Below are 17,747 nucleotides of genomic sequence, written 5' to 3'. Positions count from 1 at the left end.
GTATGGATATCTCACGCTTCTTCATCGAGCGACCGCGCTTTGCCGCGGTGCTCTCGATCTTCATCTTCCTGGTGGGCCTGCTGGCGATCTTCCAGCTGCCCATCTCCGAGTACCCCGAAGTCGCGCCGCCCCAAGTGGTGGTGCGCGCCCAGTTCCCGGGTGCGAATCCGCGCGTCATCTCCGAAACCGTTGCCACACCGCTCGAAGAGCAGATCAACGGCCTGGAAAACGTGCTGTATTTCGACAGCCAGGCCACTGCCGACGGCGGCATGACCCTGACGGTGACCTTCAAGATCGGCACCAACCCGGAAGCCGCGGAGACGGCGGTGCAGAACCGCATCAACCGCGCCCTGCCCCGGCTGCCTGAGATCGTCCGCCAGATTGGCGTGACGACAGAGAAGTCCAGCCCCAACCTGACCATGGTCGTTCACATGGTCAGCCCGGACAACAGCCGCGATGCTCTGTACCTGCGCAACTATGCGCAGCTGCAGGTGCGCGACGAGCTGCTGCGGGTGCAAGGCATGGGTTCGGTGCAGGTGTTCGGCTCCGGCGACTATGCGATGCGCGTCTGGCTGGATCCGGCCAAGCTCGCCTCGCGCGGGTTGACCGCGTCCGACGTGGTGGCCGCGATCCGCGAGCAGAACGCCCAGGTGGCCGCCGGCACCGTCGGCGCACCGCCAGCGCCCAAGGGCACCGACTTCCAGCTCGCCATCAACACCCAGGGTCGCCTGGTCAATGAGGAAGAGTTCGCCAACATCATCGTCCGCACCGAGCCCGCCACCGGCGCGCTGGTGCGGGTGCGCGATGTCGGCCGCGTCGAGCTGGGCGCGGGCACCTTCGCCTTGCGCAGCCTGCTGAACAACAAGGAAGCCGTCGGTATCGGCATCTTCCAGGCACCGGCCTCGAATGCGCTGAAGATCTCGGAGGATGTCCGCGCCACCATGGAGCGGCTCAAGGCCAGCTTCCCGGACGGCGTGAGCTACGACATCGTCTACGACCCCACCCGCTTCGTCAGCACCTCCATCGAGAAGGTGATCCACACCCTGATCGAAGCGGTGCTGCTGGTCGTGCTGGTGGTCATCATCTTCCTGCAGACCTGGCGCGCGTCGATCATTCCGCTGCTGGCCGTGCCGGTGTCCATCGTGGGCACCTTCTCGATCCTGCTGCTGCTGGGCTACTCGATCAACACCCTGACGCTGTTCGGCCTGGTGCTGGCGATCGGCATCGTGGTGGACGACGCGATCGTGGTGGTCGAGAACGTGGAGCGCAACCTCGAAGACGGCCTCACCCCGCATGACGCGACGGTCAAGGCGATGCAGGAGGTCTCCGGCCCCATCATCGCGATTGCGCTGGTGCTGTGCGCGGTGTTCATCCCGCTGACGTTCGTGCCGGGCCTCTCGGGCCAGTTCTACAAGCAGTTCGCGGTCACCATCGCCATCTCCACGGTGATCTCGGCCTTCAACTCGCTGACCCTGTCGCCCGCCATGGCGGCCTTGCTGCTGCGTCCGCATGACGCGCCCAAGGACGTGGTGATGCGCGGCATGGACAAGGTCTTCGGCCGCTTCTTCCACTGGTTCAACTGCTTCTTCCAGCGCCGCAGCGAGGGCTACAGCCGCGGCGTGACCGGCATCCTGCGACGCAAGTCCGGCGCACTGATCGTCTACGCCATCCTGCTGGTGCTGACCGGGCTGCTGTTCACCCGGATTCCGGCCGGTTTCGTGCCGGCGCCGGACAAGCAGTACCTGATCGGCATTGCGCAGTTGCCCGCGGGCGCCACGCTGGACCGGACCGAAGAGGTCATCCGGCGCATGAGCGACATCGCGCTGAAGGTGCCCGGCATCCGTGATTCGATCGCCTTCCCGGGCCTGTCGATCGCGGGTTTCTCGGCCGCACCCAACGAAGGCATCGTGTTCTTCGGCCTGGATGAATTCGAGAACCGGACCTCGTCCGAGCTGTCCAAGGACGCGATCCTGGGCAAGGTCAACGGCGCGATCCAGCAGATCCAGGGCGCTCGCATGTTCGTGGTCCCGCCGCCTGCGGTGGACGGCCTGGGCAATGCCGGCGGCTTCAAGGTGCAGGTGCAGGACCGCGGCGGCTTGGGCGAGCAGGCGCTGTACGGCGCCGTCTGGGGCACGCTGGGTCCGATCTACGGCAATCCCAACAGCAGCATCGGCACGCCGTATTCGACCTACGACATCAACGTTCCGCAGCTGTTTGCGAATGTCGATCGGACCAAGGCGAAACAGATGGGCGTGAAGCTGGGCGACATCTACGACACCCTGCAGATCAACCTCGGCTCGCTCTATGTCAACGACTTCAGCCGTTTCGGCAAGACCTATCAGGTGATCGTGCAGGCCGATGCGCCGTTCCGCTCGAACGCCCAGGCCATCACCGACCTGAAGACCCGCAACGAGAAGAACGAGATGGTGCCGCTGGGCGCGCTGATCCAGGTGGACCCGACCTTCGGTCCCACCCGCGTCACCCGCTACAACGGGTTCCCGAGTGCCGACATCAACGGCGCGGCCAAACCCGGCTTCTCCAGCGGCCAGGCCGAGGCCGAGATCGAGCAGCTGCTCAAGAAGGGCCTGCCGCGCGGCATGACCTTCGAGTGGACCGAGCTGACCTACCAGGACCGCCTGACCCGCGATGTGCATGTGCCGGGCCTGAACATCAAGATCCCGACCCTGGCCGCGGTGCTGGGCCTGTCGGTGCTGTTGGTGGTGCTGGTGCTGGCCGCGCAGTATGAGAGCTGGAGCCTGCCGCTGGCGATCATCCTGATCGTGCCGATGTGCATTCTCTCGGCGCTGTTCGGGGTGTGGTTGTCGCACTTCCCGCCCTTCATGCAGGCGGGGGACCTCAACATCTTCACCCAGGTGGCGTTGGTGGTGCTGGTCGGCCTGGCGTGCAAGAACGCGATCCTGATCGTCGAGTTCGCCAAGGAGCTCGAGGAGCGTGGCGAAGCGCTGCATGACGCGATCATCCACGCCTGCCGTCTGCGTCTGCGCCCGATCCTGATGACCTCGATCGCCTTCTGCGCCGGCGTCATTCCGCTGATCCTGGGCTCCGGCGCCGGCAGCGAAATGCGTCGTGCCATGGGCATTGCGGTGTTCGCCGGCATGGTCGGCGTCACGCTGTTCGGCATCTTCCTGACGCCGGTGTTCTATGCGCTGCTGCGCAAGGGCACCGAAAAGAAGCGGGCCCATGCGGCCGAGCTGCGCCGGGAGATCGATGCCGCGGCGCATCCCTTCCATCCCGGTGTCGACGACGCCGCCACGCCGACCCGCAAGGAGGGCGCATGATGAGCGCTCGGCATGACCTGACCCCCACGGCGCTGCGTGCGCCGTCGGCCCTGGCCTTCGCGGCGGCGCTGACGGTGGCGCTGCTGGCCGGCTGCTCCACGGCGCCCACGGCCAAGAAGTCGGAGGTGCCGCTCTCGACGCAGTTCGCCAATGTGCCCGACGGCGCCTTGGCCGACGAGCCGGTTGCCCGCTTCTGGCAAGGCTTCCAGGACCCGCAACTGGATGCGCTGGTGCAGCGTGCGCTCACGGCCAACACCGACCTGCGGCTGGCCGTCGTCAATCTGCGCGAGGCCCGCGCGCTGTCTCGCTTCGCCGATGCGCAGCTGCTGCCCAGCGTCAACCTCAACGCCGGCGCGGGCCGGGTGCGCGCCCAGGACGCCCAGGGGGTGCCCCAGTCCAACAACGCGTTCTCGGTCGGTTTCGATGTGGCGTGGGAGGCCGATCTCTTCGGTCGCCTGTCCGACGAGCGCCGTGCCGCTGCCGCCGACCTGCTGGCCGGCGAGGCCGGCCTGCGTGCGGCGCAGGTCAGCGTCGCGGCCGAGGTGGCGCGCAACTACTTCGAGCTGCGCGGGCTGCAAGAGCAACTGCGCGTGGCGCGGCTGTCCCTGGAGACGCAGCAAGGCGCGCTGAAGCTGGCGTTGGGACGGCAGGAAGCCGGTCGCGGCACCGGCTTCGACAGCGAGCGTGCGCGCGCGCTGGTGCAGAGCACGGCGGCCACGGTGCCGGCCATCGAGATGGCGCTGGCGCGCACCCGCTACCGCCTGTCGGTGCTGACCGGCCAACCGCCGACGGCACTTGACGGCGAGCTCAGCGAGGTCAAGCCGCTGCCGGGCTTGAAGACCGTGTCGCTGGGCGGCATCGGCACGCCGGAGAACCTGCTGCGACGTCGTCCGGACGTGCGCGCGGCTGAGGCGCAGGCGGCTGCTGCGGCGGCGCGTGTGGGCGTGGCACGCAGTGCGATGTTCCCGCGCATCACGCTGGGCGGCACCATTGGCCAGAACGCCACCCGCATCGGTGACTTGGGCGACGGCGTCGGCTATGCCTACAACCTCGGCGCACAGCTGGTCTGGAATCTGCTGGACTTCGGTCGCATCCGCGCCCAGATTGCCGCCGCCGATGCGCGCAACGAAGGCGCGTTCATCAGCTACGAGCGCACCGTGCTCGCCGCGCTGGAGGAAACCGAAGGCGCGCTGGTGACCTACAACCGCAGCCAGGAGCAGGCGCAGGCGCTGTTCGAGGCGGCAGTGTCGGCCGAACGCGCCGCCCAGATCGCCCGCGAGCGCTTCAAGGTCGGCATCAGCGATTTCCTCGCGGTGCTGGATGCCGAGCGCGAGCTGCTCGGCGCGCGCAACCAGCTGGCGCAGTCGCAGACGGCGGCAGCGACCTCGCTGGTCGGCGTCTACAAGGCGATGGCCGGCGGCTGGGGCGAGGACGCACCTGCTCAGAGCGCCATGCGCTGAACGGTCACGGCGCCTGACAAGGCGCCGATGCAAGGCGCTCCAACGCGCCGGGTCTCCAGCCCGGCGCGTTTTTTCTTTTTGGGGACGGCGATGTCGCTGATCGTCAACCCGCCAGCCTGAATCGGCTGACCACGCGGGTGAGCTGCGCCGCCTGATCCTTGAGCGATTCGGCCGCAGCGGCCGATTGCTCCACCAGGGCGGCATTCTGCTGGGTCATGCCGTCGAGCTGATTGACCGCCGCATTGACCTCCGAGAGGCTCTGGGTCTGACTGCCGACGGTGCCGGCGATCTCGTGGATCAGCACATTCACCCGCGCCACGGCACCCACCAGCTGCGTCATCGTGTCGCCCGCGCTGCCGACGATGCGGGTGCCGCTCTCCACCTGATCCACCGAACTCGAAATCAGGGCCTTGATCTCCCGCGCGGCTTGGGCGCTGCGCTGGGCCAGCGTACGGACCTCGCCGGCCACCACCGCGAAGCCGCGCCCCTGCTCGCCGGCGCGAGCGGCTTCCACCGCTGCATTCAGCGCCAGGATGTTGGTCTGGAAGGCGATGCCGTCGATGACGCCGATGATGTCGGCGATCCGACGCGAGGATTGCTGAATGCCGTCCATCGTCGACACCACCTGACCGACCATGTCGCCGCCGCGCTGCGCGACTGTCGCGGCCTCGCTGGCCAGCGTGCTGGCCTCCTGCGCAGCACCGGCGCTGTGGCGCGCGGCATCGGTGAGCTGGTGCATGGCGGCGGAGGTTTCCTCCAGGTTGGAGGCGGTTTGCTCGGTGCGTGCGGAGAGGTCACCGCTGCCGACGGCCACCTCGCGGCTGGCCTCGGCGATCTGGTCGGCGCTGTCACGCACGGCGGAGACCGACTGATGCAGCGCCGCCCGCATCCGTGCCAGCGACCGCAGCAGGTCGCCGAGTTCATCGGCCCGCGACTCCTGCGACACCTCGCTCAGGTCACCGTCCGCGATCCGGTCCGCCGTGTGGGCGGCCTGGCGCAGCGGATGCGTCAGCGAGCGGGTCAGCAACCAGCCGACCCAGGCGCCCAGCACGATCGCCGCGCCCACCAGCAGCCAGATGGTCCACAGCACGGACCGGTAGTTTTCCAAGGCGTGCTGATGAGCCTCCTTGGCGCCGACGCCATTGATCTCGACGAGCTGACTGAGGCTGTCGGTGCCGCCTCGAAACGCCGTGCGTGACGCGCCGCGCAGCAGCGCCAGGGCCTCATCGCGTCGACCCTCGCGTGTGAGGGCGAGCAACCGGTTCTGTGACTCGCGATATGCCTCGACCTGCCGCTTGAGGCCGTCAAATAGCTCTCGCTCCTTGGCGCTGGCCACCAGCGGGTCATAGCGTTGCAGCAGCTCAGGCAGTCGCTTCCATTGGTCGCCCAGGCGCTTGGATTCGTCCTGCAGCGTCTTGTCGTCGGCGCTGAGCAGCAACTGCAGTTCGGCACGGCGCATCTGGTTGAGCGACTCGCCAATGCCACCCAGGAGTTGGGTGCTGGGCAGCCAGTTGGTCGCCAGGTCATCGACCTTGGACTGAACCTGGGACACCCGCGAGGCGGAGAACCCGCCCATCGCCAGCATCAGTAACAGCAAGAGGGCGAAGCCCAGCCCTAGCCGCAATCCCACACGCAGATCAGACAGCAGTCGCATGACGGTCCCCCCCGGTAGAGAGACTCAAACTATCACAGCCCCTGTCGGAACGCCTGTTGCATGTGTCACGGTCTTGGGTGGCATTTGATGTCGTTGATCAAATGGCGTCCCGGTCTTCGACCCTGTGGCTGGCAGCCGGTGGTACGCGTAGCGACATCCGCAGTGGGCCGGTTGGATGCGGAGCGCCACGGGTCGTGCTTGGCCGGCTGATGGCGCTAAGTGATTGACCCGGTGAGGTTTTTTCGGGTTCCCAATGCGCGGCAATTCCGCACGGACCTGGGGCATTGGCCTGCCGGCGGGAAGTGCCTCTGTATCGGCTGCCGTCCGGTGGTCGCAGATCAGAGTTAAATTGCGAACTTCCGCCGACCTGGATGTACCGGTCGGTGCTTGCTTTTGAGAATGTTGAACGCCGCAGCGCCGCGAATCGGTCGTCGCGCGGCGGCGTTGCCCCTAGGTGTGGAAGATGGCTGTGAATCACTGCGAAAAGATCCCGTTGGCAACGCAGGGCGCGACCGAGTGGGAAGTGGTCCAGCTGCCCTCACCGCTCGGCGACTTCGAGGCGCGCGCCTTCCGCAGTCCGACCACCGGCTCTGAGCATCTGGTGCTGTCGGTCGGTCCGATCCGGCCCCGCGGCGGCCTGCTGCGTATCCACAGCGAATGCCTGACCGGCGATGTCTTCAAGTCGCTGCGCTGCGACTGCGGTCCTCAGCTGGAGGAAGCCTTGAAGCTGCTGTCGGCCGACGGCGGCGTGGTGATCTACATGCGAGGCCATGAAGGCCGCGGCATCGGCCTGGTCGAGAAGCTGCGTGCCTATGCGCTGCAGGAAGCCGGCGTCGACACCATCGACGCCAACCTGCAGCTCGGTCATGCCGAAGATGCCCGCGACTACGCGGACGCGATCGACATCCTGTGCCTGCTGGGCATCCAGAGCGTGCGCCTCATCACCAACAATCCGCAGAAGCGCGATGCGCTGGTGAGCCATGGCATCGAGGTCGAAGCCCTGGTGCCGGTGCGCATCGCCGCCAATCCGCACAACGAGCGCTATCTCGAAACCAAGCGCAAGCGCATGGGGCATTACCTCGAGTGAGCCGGGCCGGCGGCCGAATTAGGTCGATGCCGCCGATGAGGTCGATTCGGTCGATCCAGTTGATTCCGTCGACTAATCCAGCAAGCGCGCCAGGGTCTGCGCGTTGTCCGTGCACAGCTGGCGGAATGGACCGCTGATCCGGACGTCCTCCGCCGCGCGTTGCCAGAAGCACAGCGCCGCACGGGCGGCGGCCTGCCACGCGTCCCCTTCGGCCGGCAGCGGCAACTGGGGCGCGTACGTTCTAGAGGGCAGTTCGACGCCTCGCATCGGCGCATAGCGCATCGGCAGCATGTCGTAGATCGGCGCCAGCACCAACCGGGGCGTGGGCGCGTCCAACACCGGGCGGAACGAGAGGTTCCCGTCATGCATGTCGGTGTTGCCGATGAGCTGACCGTACAGCCACACCGTCTGTACGGTGGACAGGACGTCGGCGTCTACCCATCCGCAGGCATGCAGAACTTTCACGCCTTCCGTCCAGGGACGCCCTGCCAGTCCGACCAGCGCGGCATTCAGCGCGGCCCAGGAGATCACGGGCGAACGACCAAGTGCGCCGTGGCGATCGAACCGGTCGACCTCCAGGAAGGTGCGTTGGCCTGCCACATGCACCCGCGAGGTCGCCGCAGCGACGCCCAGCTCCGATCGCAGCACCTCGCCGGCCAGATGCTCACAAACCAGCAGATCGGCCCACCGCTGCGTACCGGGCGCGTCGTCAGAGCCGGAGAACTTCACCAACACGTGTTGCTGGGTGCCGTCTTTGCGAACGCGTCGCGCGGTGAACTTGGGGAACTCGCCGCCGATCGGGGATGCCCCCATGCCTCCGGTGTCCGCAGTCTCTGCCAGTGCGCAAAAGGCAGGCACGATCTCGTCGTCGCTCAGGCCTGACGGGGCGATGCCGTCTCTGACTGCCCTTACCCGCGCCATCCACAGCCTGCAGGCGGCCTCACCGACGATCAGGTCACCCGGCAGGTCATCGCCCAGTTGCAACATCGCCTTCAACCCGTCGTCATCGGACCAGGTCTCGGGGTCGCAGGGGTTCTGGAGCAGGGCCGCATGTCGACGGGCGAAATGGCGTCCGAGGAAGCCCTGCGGCCGCATGTCGTTCAGCGGATAGGGCAAACCGTCGAACCAGCCCTCGTGCATGGACTCGTCAAGGGGCCAGCCCAGTGGCTTGAGCATATCCAATGAACTACCTTGCGGCTCGATCAGCGCGATCCGTGCAACCGCTTGTACGCGCCCATCACGTCCGACACGGTACAACGGCAGCGGCGCGCGGGAGCTTCTCAACGTCTTTGGGTTGGTATCAATGGGGTGTCGCGGATCGCCGCACACGGGCACACCGGGTTCTCCAGATGCGGACTCGGGGTGAAGGGGAGAGCGGCCGAGGTCCTGTCCCTGCGCGACTCGGCTCACCTGTGGCGCGCGCACATGGCGGAGGGTGTCGGCGGGTTCGGCGTTCATCGAAGGATTTTGAGAGCAAGGTTGTTGCGACCTGCCGTGGAAACGTGCCTGAACATTGACGCCGGTCTGAAACGATCGCTTTGGTGCGGTCCTTGCCGAAGGGCGAATGGACTTGGACCCTGCTCGGGCGGCGACCTCACGAAGCTGCATGAGCCATGCGTCGGGCGCTGCACCCGCTCAACGCGGCTCCGCGTTCCCCGCCGCTTCCTGGCGCTGTTCCGGCCCATTGCCTTCCGCATTGGTGAGCCGCTCGAACCAGCCCGCCGCCATCAGCACCCCCAGCGCCACCACGGCGGCCAGCAACGCGCCCCAGGAGGCGATCCGGCGCCTGCCGGAGGCATGCGGCGTGGTGCCCGCGTCCGGCTGGATCGCCTCCACGCGTGAAATGGGTCGATGGCGCTGTATCCGCACCTGCGGGCCCGCGACCGAAGCGGAGGCTTCCGCCGCCTCGGTGCCTTGCGACCAGACGTCCTCGGTCGCTGCGGTGGATCGCCGGCCCGCAGCACCGGCCCGTCGCACGGCACGTCGCGCCTTGCCGCTGCCGGCGCCCGCCACGCGGCCCGCCGGCGAGGCGCCGTTCTCTGCGGGCGCCGCGGACGGCGCGACACTGGGACCGCCGTCGCCAGCCTGATCGCCAGCGCGCAGCTCGTCGTCGACATCCTCTTGCAGATGCCGGGTCACCGCGCCCAACAGGCGGCTCGCGGACGCTTGCCGCTTGGTGGCGCCTTCATCCCGGCGCCGCGCGGTGGCATCGCCCGTGGCAGCGAGCGGGCGGGCTTCTTCCGCCGCGGATCCCGAGACCGCAGGCCGCGTGGCAGGCCGAGGCAGGTCGGGTCGCATGCGGTCGGGTCCGCCTACACCCGGTCGGCGATGCGGTCGATCGCCCGGTCGCGCAGGTCGATGCGCGAGGCGCCTTCGGCGAGGCTGATCAACGCGGAGGTGGCCGTCGGGGTCTCACCGAACTGCTGGCGATAGTTCTGCGCCAGCGTCGACCGGTTGGCCATGCCCCAGCGCGAGGCCACCGACAGCACGCTCTCACGGCCCGACAGATGCTGCAGCTCGGTCCGGATGCAGGTCATGCGCAGGCGTCGAATCACCTCCGCCGGCGTGAGGCCCAGGTGGGTGCGGAACGCCATCTGCAGCGCGCGCTCGGTGACATCGATCTCCGCGGCGATGCGCCGCACCGAGAGGGTCTTGTCGTGCAACTGGTCCAGGATGAACTGGTAGGCGCGGCGATAGCGCAGCGGCAGCCGCAACTGGTCGGCATCGGATTGCTCGGCCCGTTCCTGATGCTCCAGGAACCGGGAGTAGGGCACCCGGGTGAGTTCGGAGCGCAGCCGCGTGAGCGTCAGCTGCGCATGTTGGCGGTAGCAGCGCAGCGCATCGGCATGCCGGCCCTGCATCGCATGCAGCCGCGAGGCGCAGTAGCGCAGCTCGATGGCGTGGCGGTGATGCTGCTGGCGCACGTCGTCCACACCCAGCGAGCCCAGCAGCTCGGAGGCCGCATGGCCGTTGCCCTGTTCCAGCAAGGCCAGCGCGGCTTCCACCCGGCCACGCTCTTCCATCTGCACCAGGCGGCGCTCGCGGCACCAGCGCAGGATGTCGAAGACCTCCGCCGTGCCGCCGGGCTGTCCCAGCCCCGGCTCCATCAGCGCGGCCAGGAAGTGCAACCGTTGCACCACGCCGGGCATTGATTGCAAGGTCGCGGCAGAGGCGCGCAGCGTGGTGGCGGTGACCCGTTCCATCGCGCCGTCGCAGGCGCTGCCGCCCAGGTCATCGAACTGCCGCAGCCAGCGCGCGGTGCGCAGCTCCAGACCGATGGCCTCCAACAGCCGTTGCACCACCGGGGTCGACGACGCCGCCAGGTTGACCGCATGGGCCAGCGTGCGCGTGGCCCGACGGTGTTCGCCGACGGCCTGCATCGCCTTGGCCAGGCCCGCCAGCGCCTCGATGCGCAAGGCCACCGGCGCGTCTTCCGCATCGGCCACCACATTGAAGGTTTCCGCCGCGCGGCCCGGCTTGTTCAGATGCAGGAACAGGAAGCCCCGATCCATCGAGGACATCCACCGCACCTGTGATCGCGGCATGCCTTCGAACAGTCTCAGCTGCTTCTGGACCAGCTCTTCGGCCTGCTCTTCGCGACCCGCGACCAGCAGCGCCTGCACCAGGACCTGGCCCAGCACCGCGAGCCGATCACGCTCACCGCTGGCCACGCGGTCCAGGCGTCCCAGACCGAGGTGCAGCGCCTCTTGCACATCTCCGCGCCAGACGGCGCGGGCCACATCGGCATCCTGCGCGTCCAATCGGATTCCGCTGAGTGCAAGCAACATCATCGTCAACTCCCTTGCTGATTCGCCACAGCGGCGCAAGGAAATAGTAGGCAGATGGGCGGGCCGCGATGCTCACATCTTCACGATGAAATTCTCAACAATCCTCACAGCCCGACCGACCGGTCAATGCGTGCGCCGTCGCGAATTCGCGTCCACGCGCAACGCTTCGCTCCCGGGTGAAAAGATCGTCGCAGCGAGTGGTGACATCGCGCCTCGATCCCAAAGGAGCGCGTGTGTCCCTCGCCCTGACCGCCCCCGAGAAACAGGAACACCAGCCGCTGGCTCAGCTCCGCCTTCGCCATGCCACGCTGGCCGATGCGCAGGCGATCGCTGCCATCTACAACGCGTCGTTGCGCACGCCACCCTATCAGGCGGACGGCACCACCGAGGCCGACGGCGCGCGCTGGCTCGCCGAACAGATGGCGCAGGTCCGGCAACTGGATGCCCCGCCGATTGCACACTACCTCGGTCCGATGAGCCTGCCCATGGCCGCCAACCTGATCGCGGTGCATCTGCGTGCGAAGCGGCACATGCTGGTGGCCGAGCTGGATGGCGATGTGGTGGGCTGGATGGGCTCGCTCGGGCTGCATGAACGGCCGGGCCTCAGCACCCTGTTCGAGATCGCCTACTACGTCGCGCCGCGTGTGCGCGGACGAGGCATCGGCACGCGGCTGGTGGATCACCTGATCCAGAACGCCAGCGAATGGGGCGTGGACCGGCTGCTGGCCATGGTGTGGAGCGACAACGCCGCCAGCCTCTCGGTCCTGCGCCGCGCGGGTTTCGACGCCTGGGGCGCGCTGCCGGGCGCCATCACCGCCTTCGGCAAGCGGCGCGACATGCTGCTGCTGGGCCGGGTCCTGCCCAACGTCACCGGTTGAGCGCGCGCCATGGGTGAGAAGACCGAAGAGCCCAGCCAGAAAAAGCTGGACGACGCCAAGAAGAAGGGCCAGTCCCCCAAGAGCCAGGACATCAATGCGGCCGCCGGCCTGCTGGTGGTGACCGTCTGCCTCAGTGCGGCCGCCAGCACCGCGCTGGACCATCTGCGCCGGCTGTTCGATCTGGCCAGCGGCATCGGCATGCAGATCAGCAGCAACGAGCAGATGCATGCGATCGCCATCGACATCGCCATCGAGGGTCTGTGGATCGTGCTGCCGTTCGTGGTGGCCGCGATTGTGGTGGGCATCATCGCGTCCTTCGCGCAGGTGGGCTTCAACATCACCTTCGAGCCGATCGCGCCCAACTTCGACAAGATCAATCCCGGCTCGGGCCTGAAGAAGCTGATCTCGATGCGTTCCATCATCGAGTTCATCAAGACCGTGTTCAAGGCGATCCTAGTGGGCGCGGTGGTCGCGGTCATCACCATCGGCCTGATCCCGTTGCTGGTGGGCGCGGCCACGCAGACCCCGATGGGTGTGGTGGCGGTGGCCTGGGGCGCGATGCTCAAGCTGTTCATTGCCGCGGTCATCGCCCTGATCGTGATCGGCCCGGTGGACTTCGGCATCCAGCGATGGCTGTTCATGCGCGACCAGCGCATGGACAAGGACGAGGTCAAGCGCGAATACAAGGAAATGGAAGGCGACCCCATCGTCAAGGGCCAGCGTCGCCGACTGGCCAACGAGATCGCCAACAGCAACCCGAAGCAGTCGGTGCCCAACGCGACGGTGGTGGTGACCAATCCCACCCACTATGCGGTGGCGCTTCGCTACAAGCCGGGCGAGACCCCGCTGCCGATCATCGTGGCCAAGGGCGCGGATGCGCAGGCCATGGAGATCCGCCGCATCGCCGAAGCCAGCGGGGTGCCCATCGTGGGCGATCCGCCGCTGGCGCGTGCCCTGTTCAAGGTGGCGCTGGACGAGACCGTCCCCGAGCCGTTGTTCGATGCCGTGGCCGCCGTGCTGCGCTGGGTGGCGATGCTGGACCGTGTCGGTCTGGATGCCAGCGGCGCCCGCGCGTCGCCGCCCGCCTGATTCCGGTCCCCCACCTTCACGTCCGCCCCCACGCCCGCACGGAGTTCCCCATGGCCAGACCCCTGTTGGACAAAGGCACCCTCGGCAACGACCTGGCGATGAGCCTGCTGGTCGTGGCCATCGTCGGCCTGATGATCTTGCCGCTGCCCACGGTGGCGATCGACTCGCTGCTGGCCGTCAACCTGGCGGTGAGCGTGCTGCTGTTGATGACCTCGCTGTTCATTCCGAATGCGGTCGCGCTGTCGTCGTTTCCGTCGCTGCTGCTGTTCACCACGCTGTTCCGGCTGTCGTTGAACATCGCCTCCACCAAGTCCATCCTGCTGCATGCGGACGCGGGTCACCTGATCGAAAGCTTCGGCGAGCTGGTGGTGGGTGGCAACCTGGTGGTGGGCATCGTGGTGTTCCTGATCATCACGGTGGTGCAGTTCATCGTGATCAGCAAGGGCTCGGAACGGGTGGCGGAAGTCGGCGCGCGCTTCACCCTGGATGCAATGCCCGGCAAGCAGATGAGCATCGATGCCGACCTGCGCGCCGGCCTGCTCTCGGGCGACGAGGCCCGTCGCAAGCGGGCGCTGCTGGGCATGGAAAGCCAGATGCATGGCGGCATGGACGGCGCGATGAAGTTCGTGAAGGGCGATGCGATCGCCGGTCTGATCATCACGCTGGTCAACATCCTGGCCGGCATCGTCGTGGGCATCATGTACCACGGCATGACCGCCGGCGAGGCGGCCAACCGTTTTGCGGTGCTGTCGATCGGCGATGCGATGGTGTCGCAGATTCCGTCGCTCTTCATCTGCGTGGCCGCGGGCGTGCTGATCACCCGGGTGGCGGATGAGCATGAGAAGAAGCCGCGCTCCCTGGGCCAGGAGATCTTTGCCCAGCTCACCGCCAACGTGCGGGCGATGTACCTGGCGTCCGGCCTGGTGATTTCTTTCGCCGCAGTGCCCGGTTTCCCGGCGCTGCAGTTTCTGGCGCTCGGTGTGGGCCTGGCGGTGGCGGGGCGTTATCTGTCGCGCCAACGCAAGTCCGGCGAGGGCGAGGTGGCCTCCGCGCCGATGGCCGCGCTGCAGCGCGAAGGCGCCAAGGGCGACGCGCCGTCCATCATGCATGAGGCGCCGCATTTCTCGCGGCCGCTGGCGGTGCGGATGTCCCCGGCGCTGGCGCAGTTGCTGATCCCTGCGCAGCTCGACACCGCCATGGAACGCGAGCGCCTGCAGTTGCAGACGATGCTCGGCGTGCCCTTCCCCGGCGTGTGCATGTGGGTGGCGCCGGAGCTGGAGGCGCTGCGTTTCGAGGTGCTGATCAACGATGTGCCGGTGCGCGATGTCACTCTGCCCGGACGCCTGCTGTGCCTGCCACCGGAGTCGCCCCTCGCCGCGCAGGCGGCGCGCCACGGCGCCTTGCTGGATCAGGCGGAATCGCTCTGGTTGCCGCCGGAGCAGGTGCCGGAGGCCGAGCGCGCGAAGTGCATGGACATCGAGCAGGTGGTGGCCCGCCAGGTCGTCTTTCTGCTGCGCCGTCATGCGCACCTGTTCATGGGCGTGCAGGAGATCCAGTGGATCGTCGACAAGGCCGCCGCCGACTATCCGGGCCTGGTGGCCGAGGTGCAGAAGATCCTGCCGCTGCAGCGCATCGCCGAAGTGATGCGCCGGCTGCTGGAGGAACAGGTGCCCATCCGCAATGTGCGCAGCATCTTCGAGAGCCTGATCACCTGGGGCCCGAAGGAAAAGGACATGCTGCTGCTCACCGAGTATGTGCGCGGCGATCTGGGTCGCTACCTCAGCTTCGAGGCCAGCGCGGGCCAGAACTACATCTCGGCCATCCTGCTGGATCCTGGGGTCGAGCAGGCCATCCGTCAGTGCATCAAGCCCACGCCGGCCGGCAACTACCTGGCGATGGCGCCGGAGAGCGCCGCCGCGATCACCGAGAAGGTGATGCAGATCGTCGGCGACCAGCCGCAGCGAGGCGTGGCGGTCATCACCTCGATGGACATCCGGCGCTATGTGAAGAAGATGATCGAGTCGCGCCTGGACTGGATGCGGGTGTATTCGTACCAGGAGCTGGGTAACCAGATCGAGCTGCGGCCGCTGGGCCGCGTGGTGGCTTGATGGCGGCCTGCGCGCGATGACCGACGAAGAGGTTCGCCGCATCCGGCGCATCATCGAAGGACCGCCCGTGCCACCGCCGCCGGTGGACCCGCGGCAGGCCGAGCGCTTCCAGCGCGCGCTGGGCAGCACGCGCCGGGTCGCGGTGCCCGCCGGGGCCGATCGGACGGACAGGACCGCCCGTGAGGAGAAGGCCGAGGACCGCCGCAAGCCGGAGACCCCGGCGGCGCGTGACGCGTCGCCGTCGGCAGGTTCGTCGCGCACCGCGACGGCCGCGCCCACCGGCACTGCCGCACCGGCCGACGGTCAGCGACCGCTGCCGCCGGTGGTGGCGGTGCCGGGCATCGCCGCGCGGGAGACGGCGGAGGAGGATGGCCGCTTCACCGCCTCGCCGGTGGTGCATCCGCCGCTGCCCACGCTGCCGGTGGTGAACTGGACGCCGTTGCCGCAGGGCTGGGATGCCGCCTTGGTCGACACCATTTCGCTGCTGTGCCGCAGCTCGGATCCGAACTTCCACAGCTGGACGATCCTGGTGCCGCTCAATCCCGAGACCCTGCCTCACACCGAGTTGCGGCTGAGCTTTTCGCCCCATCGCCTGCAGCTTCGCTTCAGCACCCAGTCGACCCGCTCGCTGGCCCTAGTGTCTGCGCACCACGAGGCCTTGCGCGGTTTGCTGCGACAGGCCCTGCCCGACGATCGCCACATCGACATCGAGATCACATGACCCGGCCGTCGCCTCCCGCCGCCCCGTTGACCGGGCGCCTGCCCGCGTCCACGCCGGGCCAGGCCCTGCTGTCGCGCCTGGCCTTCGATGCGCGTTTCAGCCGCTGGCTGAGCGAGACCTTGCGGCATCCGTCGGTGTCGGTGTCCCGACGCGCCAGTGGCGGTCGCTGGCGGCTGAGCTGCGACAGCGACCACGGCCGGTTCAGCCTCGCGGTCGACATCGCGGACTGGCCCGCCCTGCAACTCGCTGTCGCCATGGACGATGCGGCCGATGCCTGCGCCGTGCTCACCGTCTTGCTGGCCCCCTGGGCCGAGGCCCTGGCGCCCGCGCTGGGCACGGTGCGGGTGGCGGCGGTCGCCCCCATCGACGGCCCTTCGCCCGAGGTGGCCGTGGTGAGCTTCGGCGACCTCCGCATCGGCTGGCACGACGCCGATGCCGACTTGCTGGACCGCCTCAGCCTGCTCTGCCTGCGGCCCGGCGTCACCGACATCCAACCCTTTGCCGCGCTGCCGCTGCGATCGCGCCTGCGGCTGCTGGCCCGATCCCTGCCGCGTGCGGTGCTGCAGTCGCTGCGCATCGGCGACGTGGTGCTGGCCGGCGACCAGGCGCCGCTGCTGCTGTGCGGCGTGGGCCGCACGCTGCAGGCCCGCGTCCACATCCATCCCAAGGAGTTCACCGTGCATGTTGCCGAGTCCCCCTATGTCGCCGAAGACCCCGGTGTGCCCGACGCCCCGGCCGCCAGCGCCAGCACCTTGGACGAGCTGCAGCTGCCGGTCGCGTTCGAGCTCGACACCGCGCGGGTGAGCCTGGCCGATCTGGCCAACATGGCGCCGGGCTATGCGGTGGAGCTGGATGTGCCGCTGGCCGAGGCGGCCGTGCGCCTCATCTGCCACGGCCAGACGCTGGGCCACGGTCAGTTGATCGCCATCGGCGACCGGCTGGGCGTTCGCATCACCCGCCTGGAGTTCGTGCATGACGCCGCTGTCGCAAGCTGATCCCGTCTCACTGTTCCTGGTGCTGCTGGCGCTGGCGGCGCTGCCGTTCGCCGCCATGGTGGTGACGTCCTACACCAAGATCTCGATCGTGCTGGGTCTGCTGCGCAATGCCATCGGCGTTCAGCAGGTGCCGCCCAACATGGTGCTCAACGGCGTGGCGATCATCATCTCCTGCTACATCATGGCGCCGGTGTTCATCGAGGCGTCCAAGGGCCTGACCTCGCCGTCGGCGCAGAGCTCCAGCACCCAGACCCTGATGCAGGCGGCGGACTCGGCCCGCGAGCCTTTCCGGAAGTTCCTCGACCAGCATGCGGAGGAGCGGGAGAAGCAGTTCTTCCTGAAGTCGGCCGCCATCATCTGGCCGGCTGACCAGGCCGCCGCGCTGAAGAAGGATGACCTGATCGTGCTCGCCCCGGCCTTCCTGCTCAGCGAGCTGACGGCGGCTTTCCGCATCGGCTTCCTGCTCTACCTGGCCTTCATCGTGATCGACATCGTGATCGCCAATGTGCTGCTGGCCATGGGTTTGTCGCAGGTCACGCCCAGCAATGTGGCGATCCCGTTCAAGCTGCTGTTGTTCGTCACGCTGGATGGCTGGTCGCGACTGGTGCATGGCCTGGTGCTGACCTACCGATGAGCCTGGTGTGCCCAACGCCCTCTGACCGGAGTTC

13 protein-coding genes are annotated in these 17,747 nt (G+C 67.8%); 9 read left to right on the top strand and 4 right to left on the bottom strand.

The genetic code is table 11. From position 1 onward, the window contains the following. The first annotated feature begins 2 nt into the window (after positions 1 to 2). Together N4261_RS25700 and N4261_RS25695 are read left to right on the top strand one after the other, a co-directional pair. The gene (locus tag N4261_RS25700) at positions 3 to 3,299 is read left to right on the top strand and encodes an efflux RND transporter permease subunit (protein ID WP_261758095.1); all 3,297 of its coding nucleotides are present in this window, start codon (positions 3 to 5) and stop codon (positions 3,297 to 3,299) included. Further along, the gene (locus N4261_RS25695; protein WP_261758094.1) at positions 3,299 to 4,759 is read left to right on the top strand and encodes an efflux transporter outer membrane subunit; all 1,461 of its coding nucleotides are present in this window, start codon (positions 3,299 to 3,301) and stop codon (positions 4,757 to 4,759) included. The genes N4261_RS25700 and N4261_RS25695 overlap by 1 nt, the downstream gene beginning before the upstream one ends. A gap of 103 nt (positions 4,760 to 4,862) precedes the next feature. On the opposite strand, the gene N4261_RS25690 is transcribed toward N4261_RS25695, so the two are convergent. Further along, positions 4,863 to 6,413, bottom strand: a complete 1,551-nt coding sequence (locus N4261_RS25690) for a methyl-accepting chemotaxis protein (protein WP_261758093.1) — start codon at positions 6,411 to 6,413, stop codon at positions 4,863 to 4,865. 463 nt (positions 6,414 to 6,876) lie between these two features. Here N4261_RS25690 and ribA point away from each other — a divergent pair, with 463 nt between their 5' ends. Continuing rightward, the gene (gene ribA / locus N4261_RS25685) at positions 6,877 to 7,500 is read left to right on the top strand and encodes a GTP cyclohydrolase II (RefSeq protein ID WP_261758092.1); all 624 of its coding nucleotides are present in this window, start codon (positions 6,877 to 6,879) and stop codon (positions 7,498 to 7,500) included. Between the two features lie 72 nt (positions 7,501 to 7,572). Here ribA and yjjJ read toward each other — a convergent pair whose 3' ends face one another. From yjjJ to N4261_RS25670, 3 genes are all read right to left on the bottom strand, one after another. After that, on the bottom strand, positions 7,573 to 8,958 hold the full coding sequence (gene yjjJ / locus N4261_RS25680; protein ID WP_261758091.1) for a type II toxin-antitoxin system HipA family toxin YjjJ: 1,386 nt from the start codon (positions 8,956 to 8,958) through the stop codon (positions 7,573 to 7,575). Between the two features lie 177 nt (positions 8,959 to 9,135). Beyond that, positions 9,136 to 9,798, bottom strand: a complete 663-nt coding sequence (locus N4261_RS25675; protein WP_261758090.1) for a hypothetical protein — start codon at positions 9,796 to 9,798, stop codon at positions 9,136 to 9,138. Between the two features lie 14 nt (positions 9,799 to 9,812). Further along, positions 9,813 to 11,291: a helix-turn-helix transcriptional regulator gene (locus N4261_RS25670; protein ID WP_261758088.1), complete on the bottom strand. Its 1,479-nt coding sequence runs from the start codon at positions 11,289 to 11,291 to the stop codon at positions 9,813 to 9,815. A 230-nt stretch (positions 11,292 to 11,521) separates the two neighbouring features. Between N4261_RS25670 and N4261_RS25665 the strand changes: the two genes are divergently transcribed. The 6 genes from N4261_RS25665 to sctR are packed head-to-tail and all read left to right on the top strand — an operon-like array spanning position 11,522 to position 17,713. After that, positions 11,522 to 12,166 carry a GNAT family N-acetyltransferase gene (locus N4261_RS25665; protein WP_261758087.1) on the top strand — a complete coding sequence of 215 codons (645 nt, stop codon included), beginning with the start codon at positions 11,522 to 11,524 and terminating at the stop codon, positions 12,164 to 12,166. Between the two features lie 9 nt (positions 12,167 to 12,175). Beyond that, positions 12,176 to 13,255 carry a type III secretion system export apparatus subunit SctU gene (gene sctU / locus N4261_RS25660; protein ID WP_261758086.1) on the top strand — a complete coding sequence of 360 codons (1,080 nt, stop codon included), beginning with the start codon at positions 12,176 to 12,178 and terminating at the stop codon, positions 13,253 to 13,255. 50 nt (positions 13,256 to 13,305) lie between these two features. Beyond that, a complete protein-coding gene (gene sctV, locus N4261_RS25655; RefSeq protein ID WP_261758085.1) occupies positions 13,306 to 15,363 on the top strand; it encodes a type III secretion system export apparatus subunit SctV in 2,058 nt (685 codons plus the stop codon). Between the two features lie 16 nt (positions 15,364 to 15,379). Further along, complete coding sequence (locus N4261_RS25650; protein WP_261758083.1) at positions 15,380 to 16,084, top strand: type III secretion HpaP family protein; 705 nt, start codon at positions 15,380 to 15,382, stop codon at positions 16,082 to 16,084. Beyond that, positions 16,081 to 17,079, top strand: a complete 999-nt coding sequence (gene sctQ / locus N4261_RS25645) for a type III secretion system cytoplasmic ring protein SctQ (protein WP_261758082.1) — start codon at positions 16,081 to 16,083, stop codon at positions 17,077 to 17,079. The genes N4261_RS25650 and sctQ overlap by 4 nt, the downstream gene beginning before the upstream one ends. Continuing rightward, entirely contained in the window at positions 17,057 to 17,713 is a 657-nt protein-coding gene (sctR, locus tag N4261_RS25640) for a type III secretion system export apparatus subunit SctR (RefSeq protein WP_261758081.1), read from the top strand. The genes sctQ and sctR overlap by 23 nt, the downstream gene beginning before the upstream one ends. Positions 17,714 to 17,747 lie beyond the last annotated feature (34 nt).

The sequence above is a fragment of the Roseateles amylovorans genome (genome assembly GCF_025398155.2).
In the GTDB taxonomy this organism is placed as follows: Bacteria; Pseudomonadota; Gammaproteobacteria; order Burkholderiales; family Burkholderiaceae_C; genus Roseateles; species Roseateles amylovorans.
This window is presented reverse-complemented; position numbering and strand designations above follow the sequence as displayed.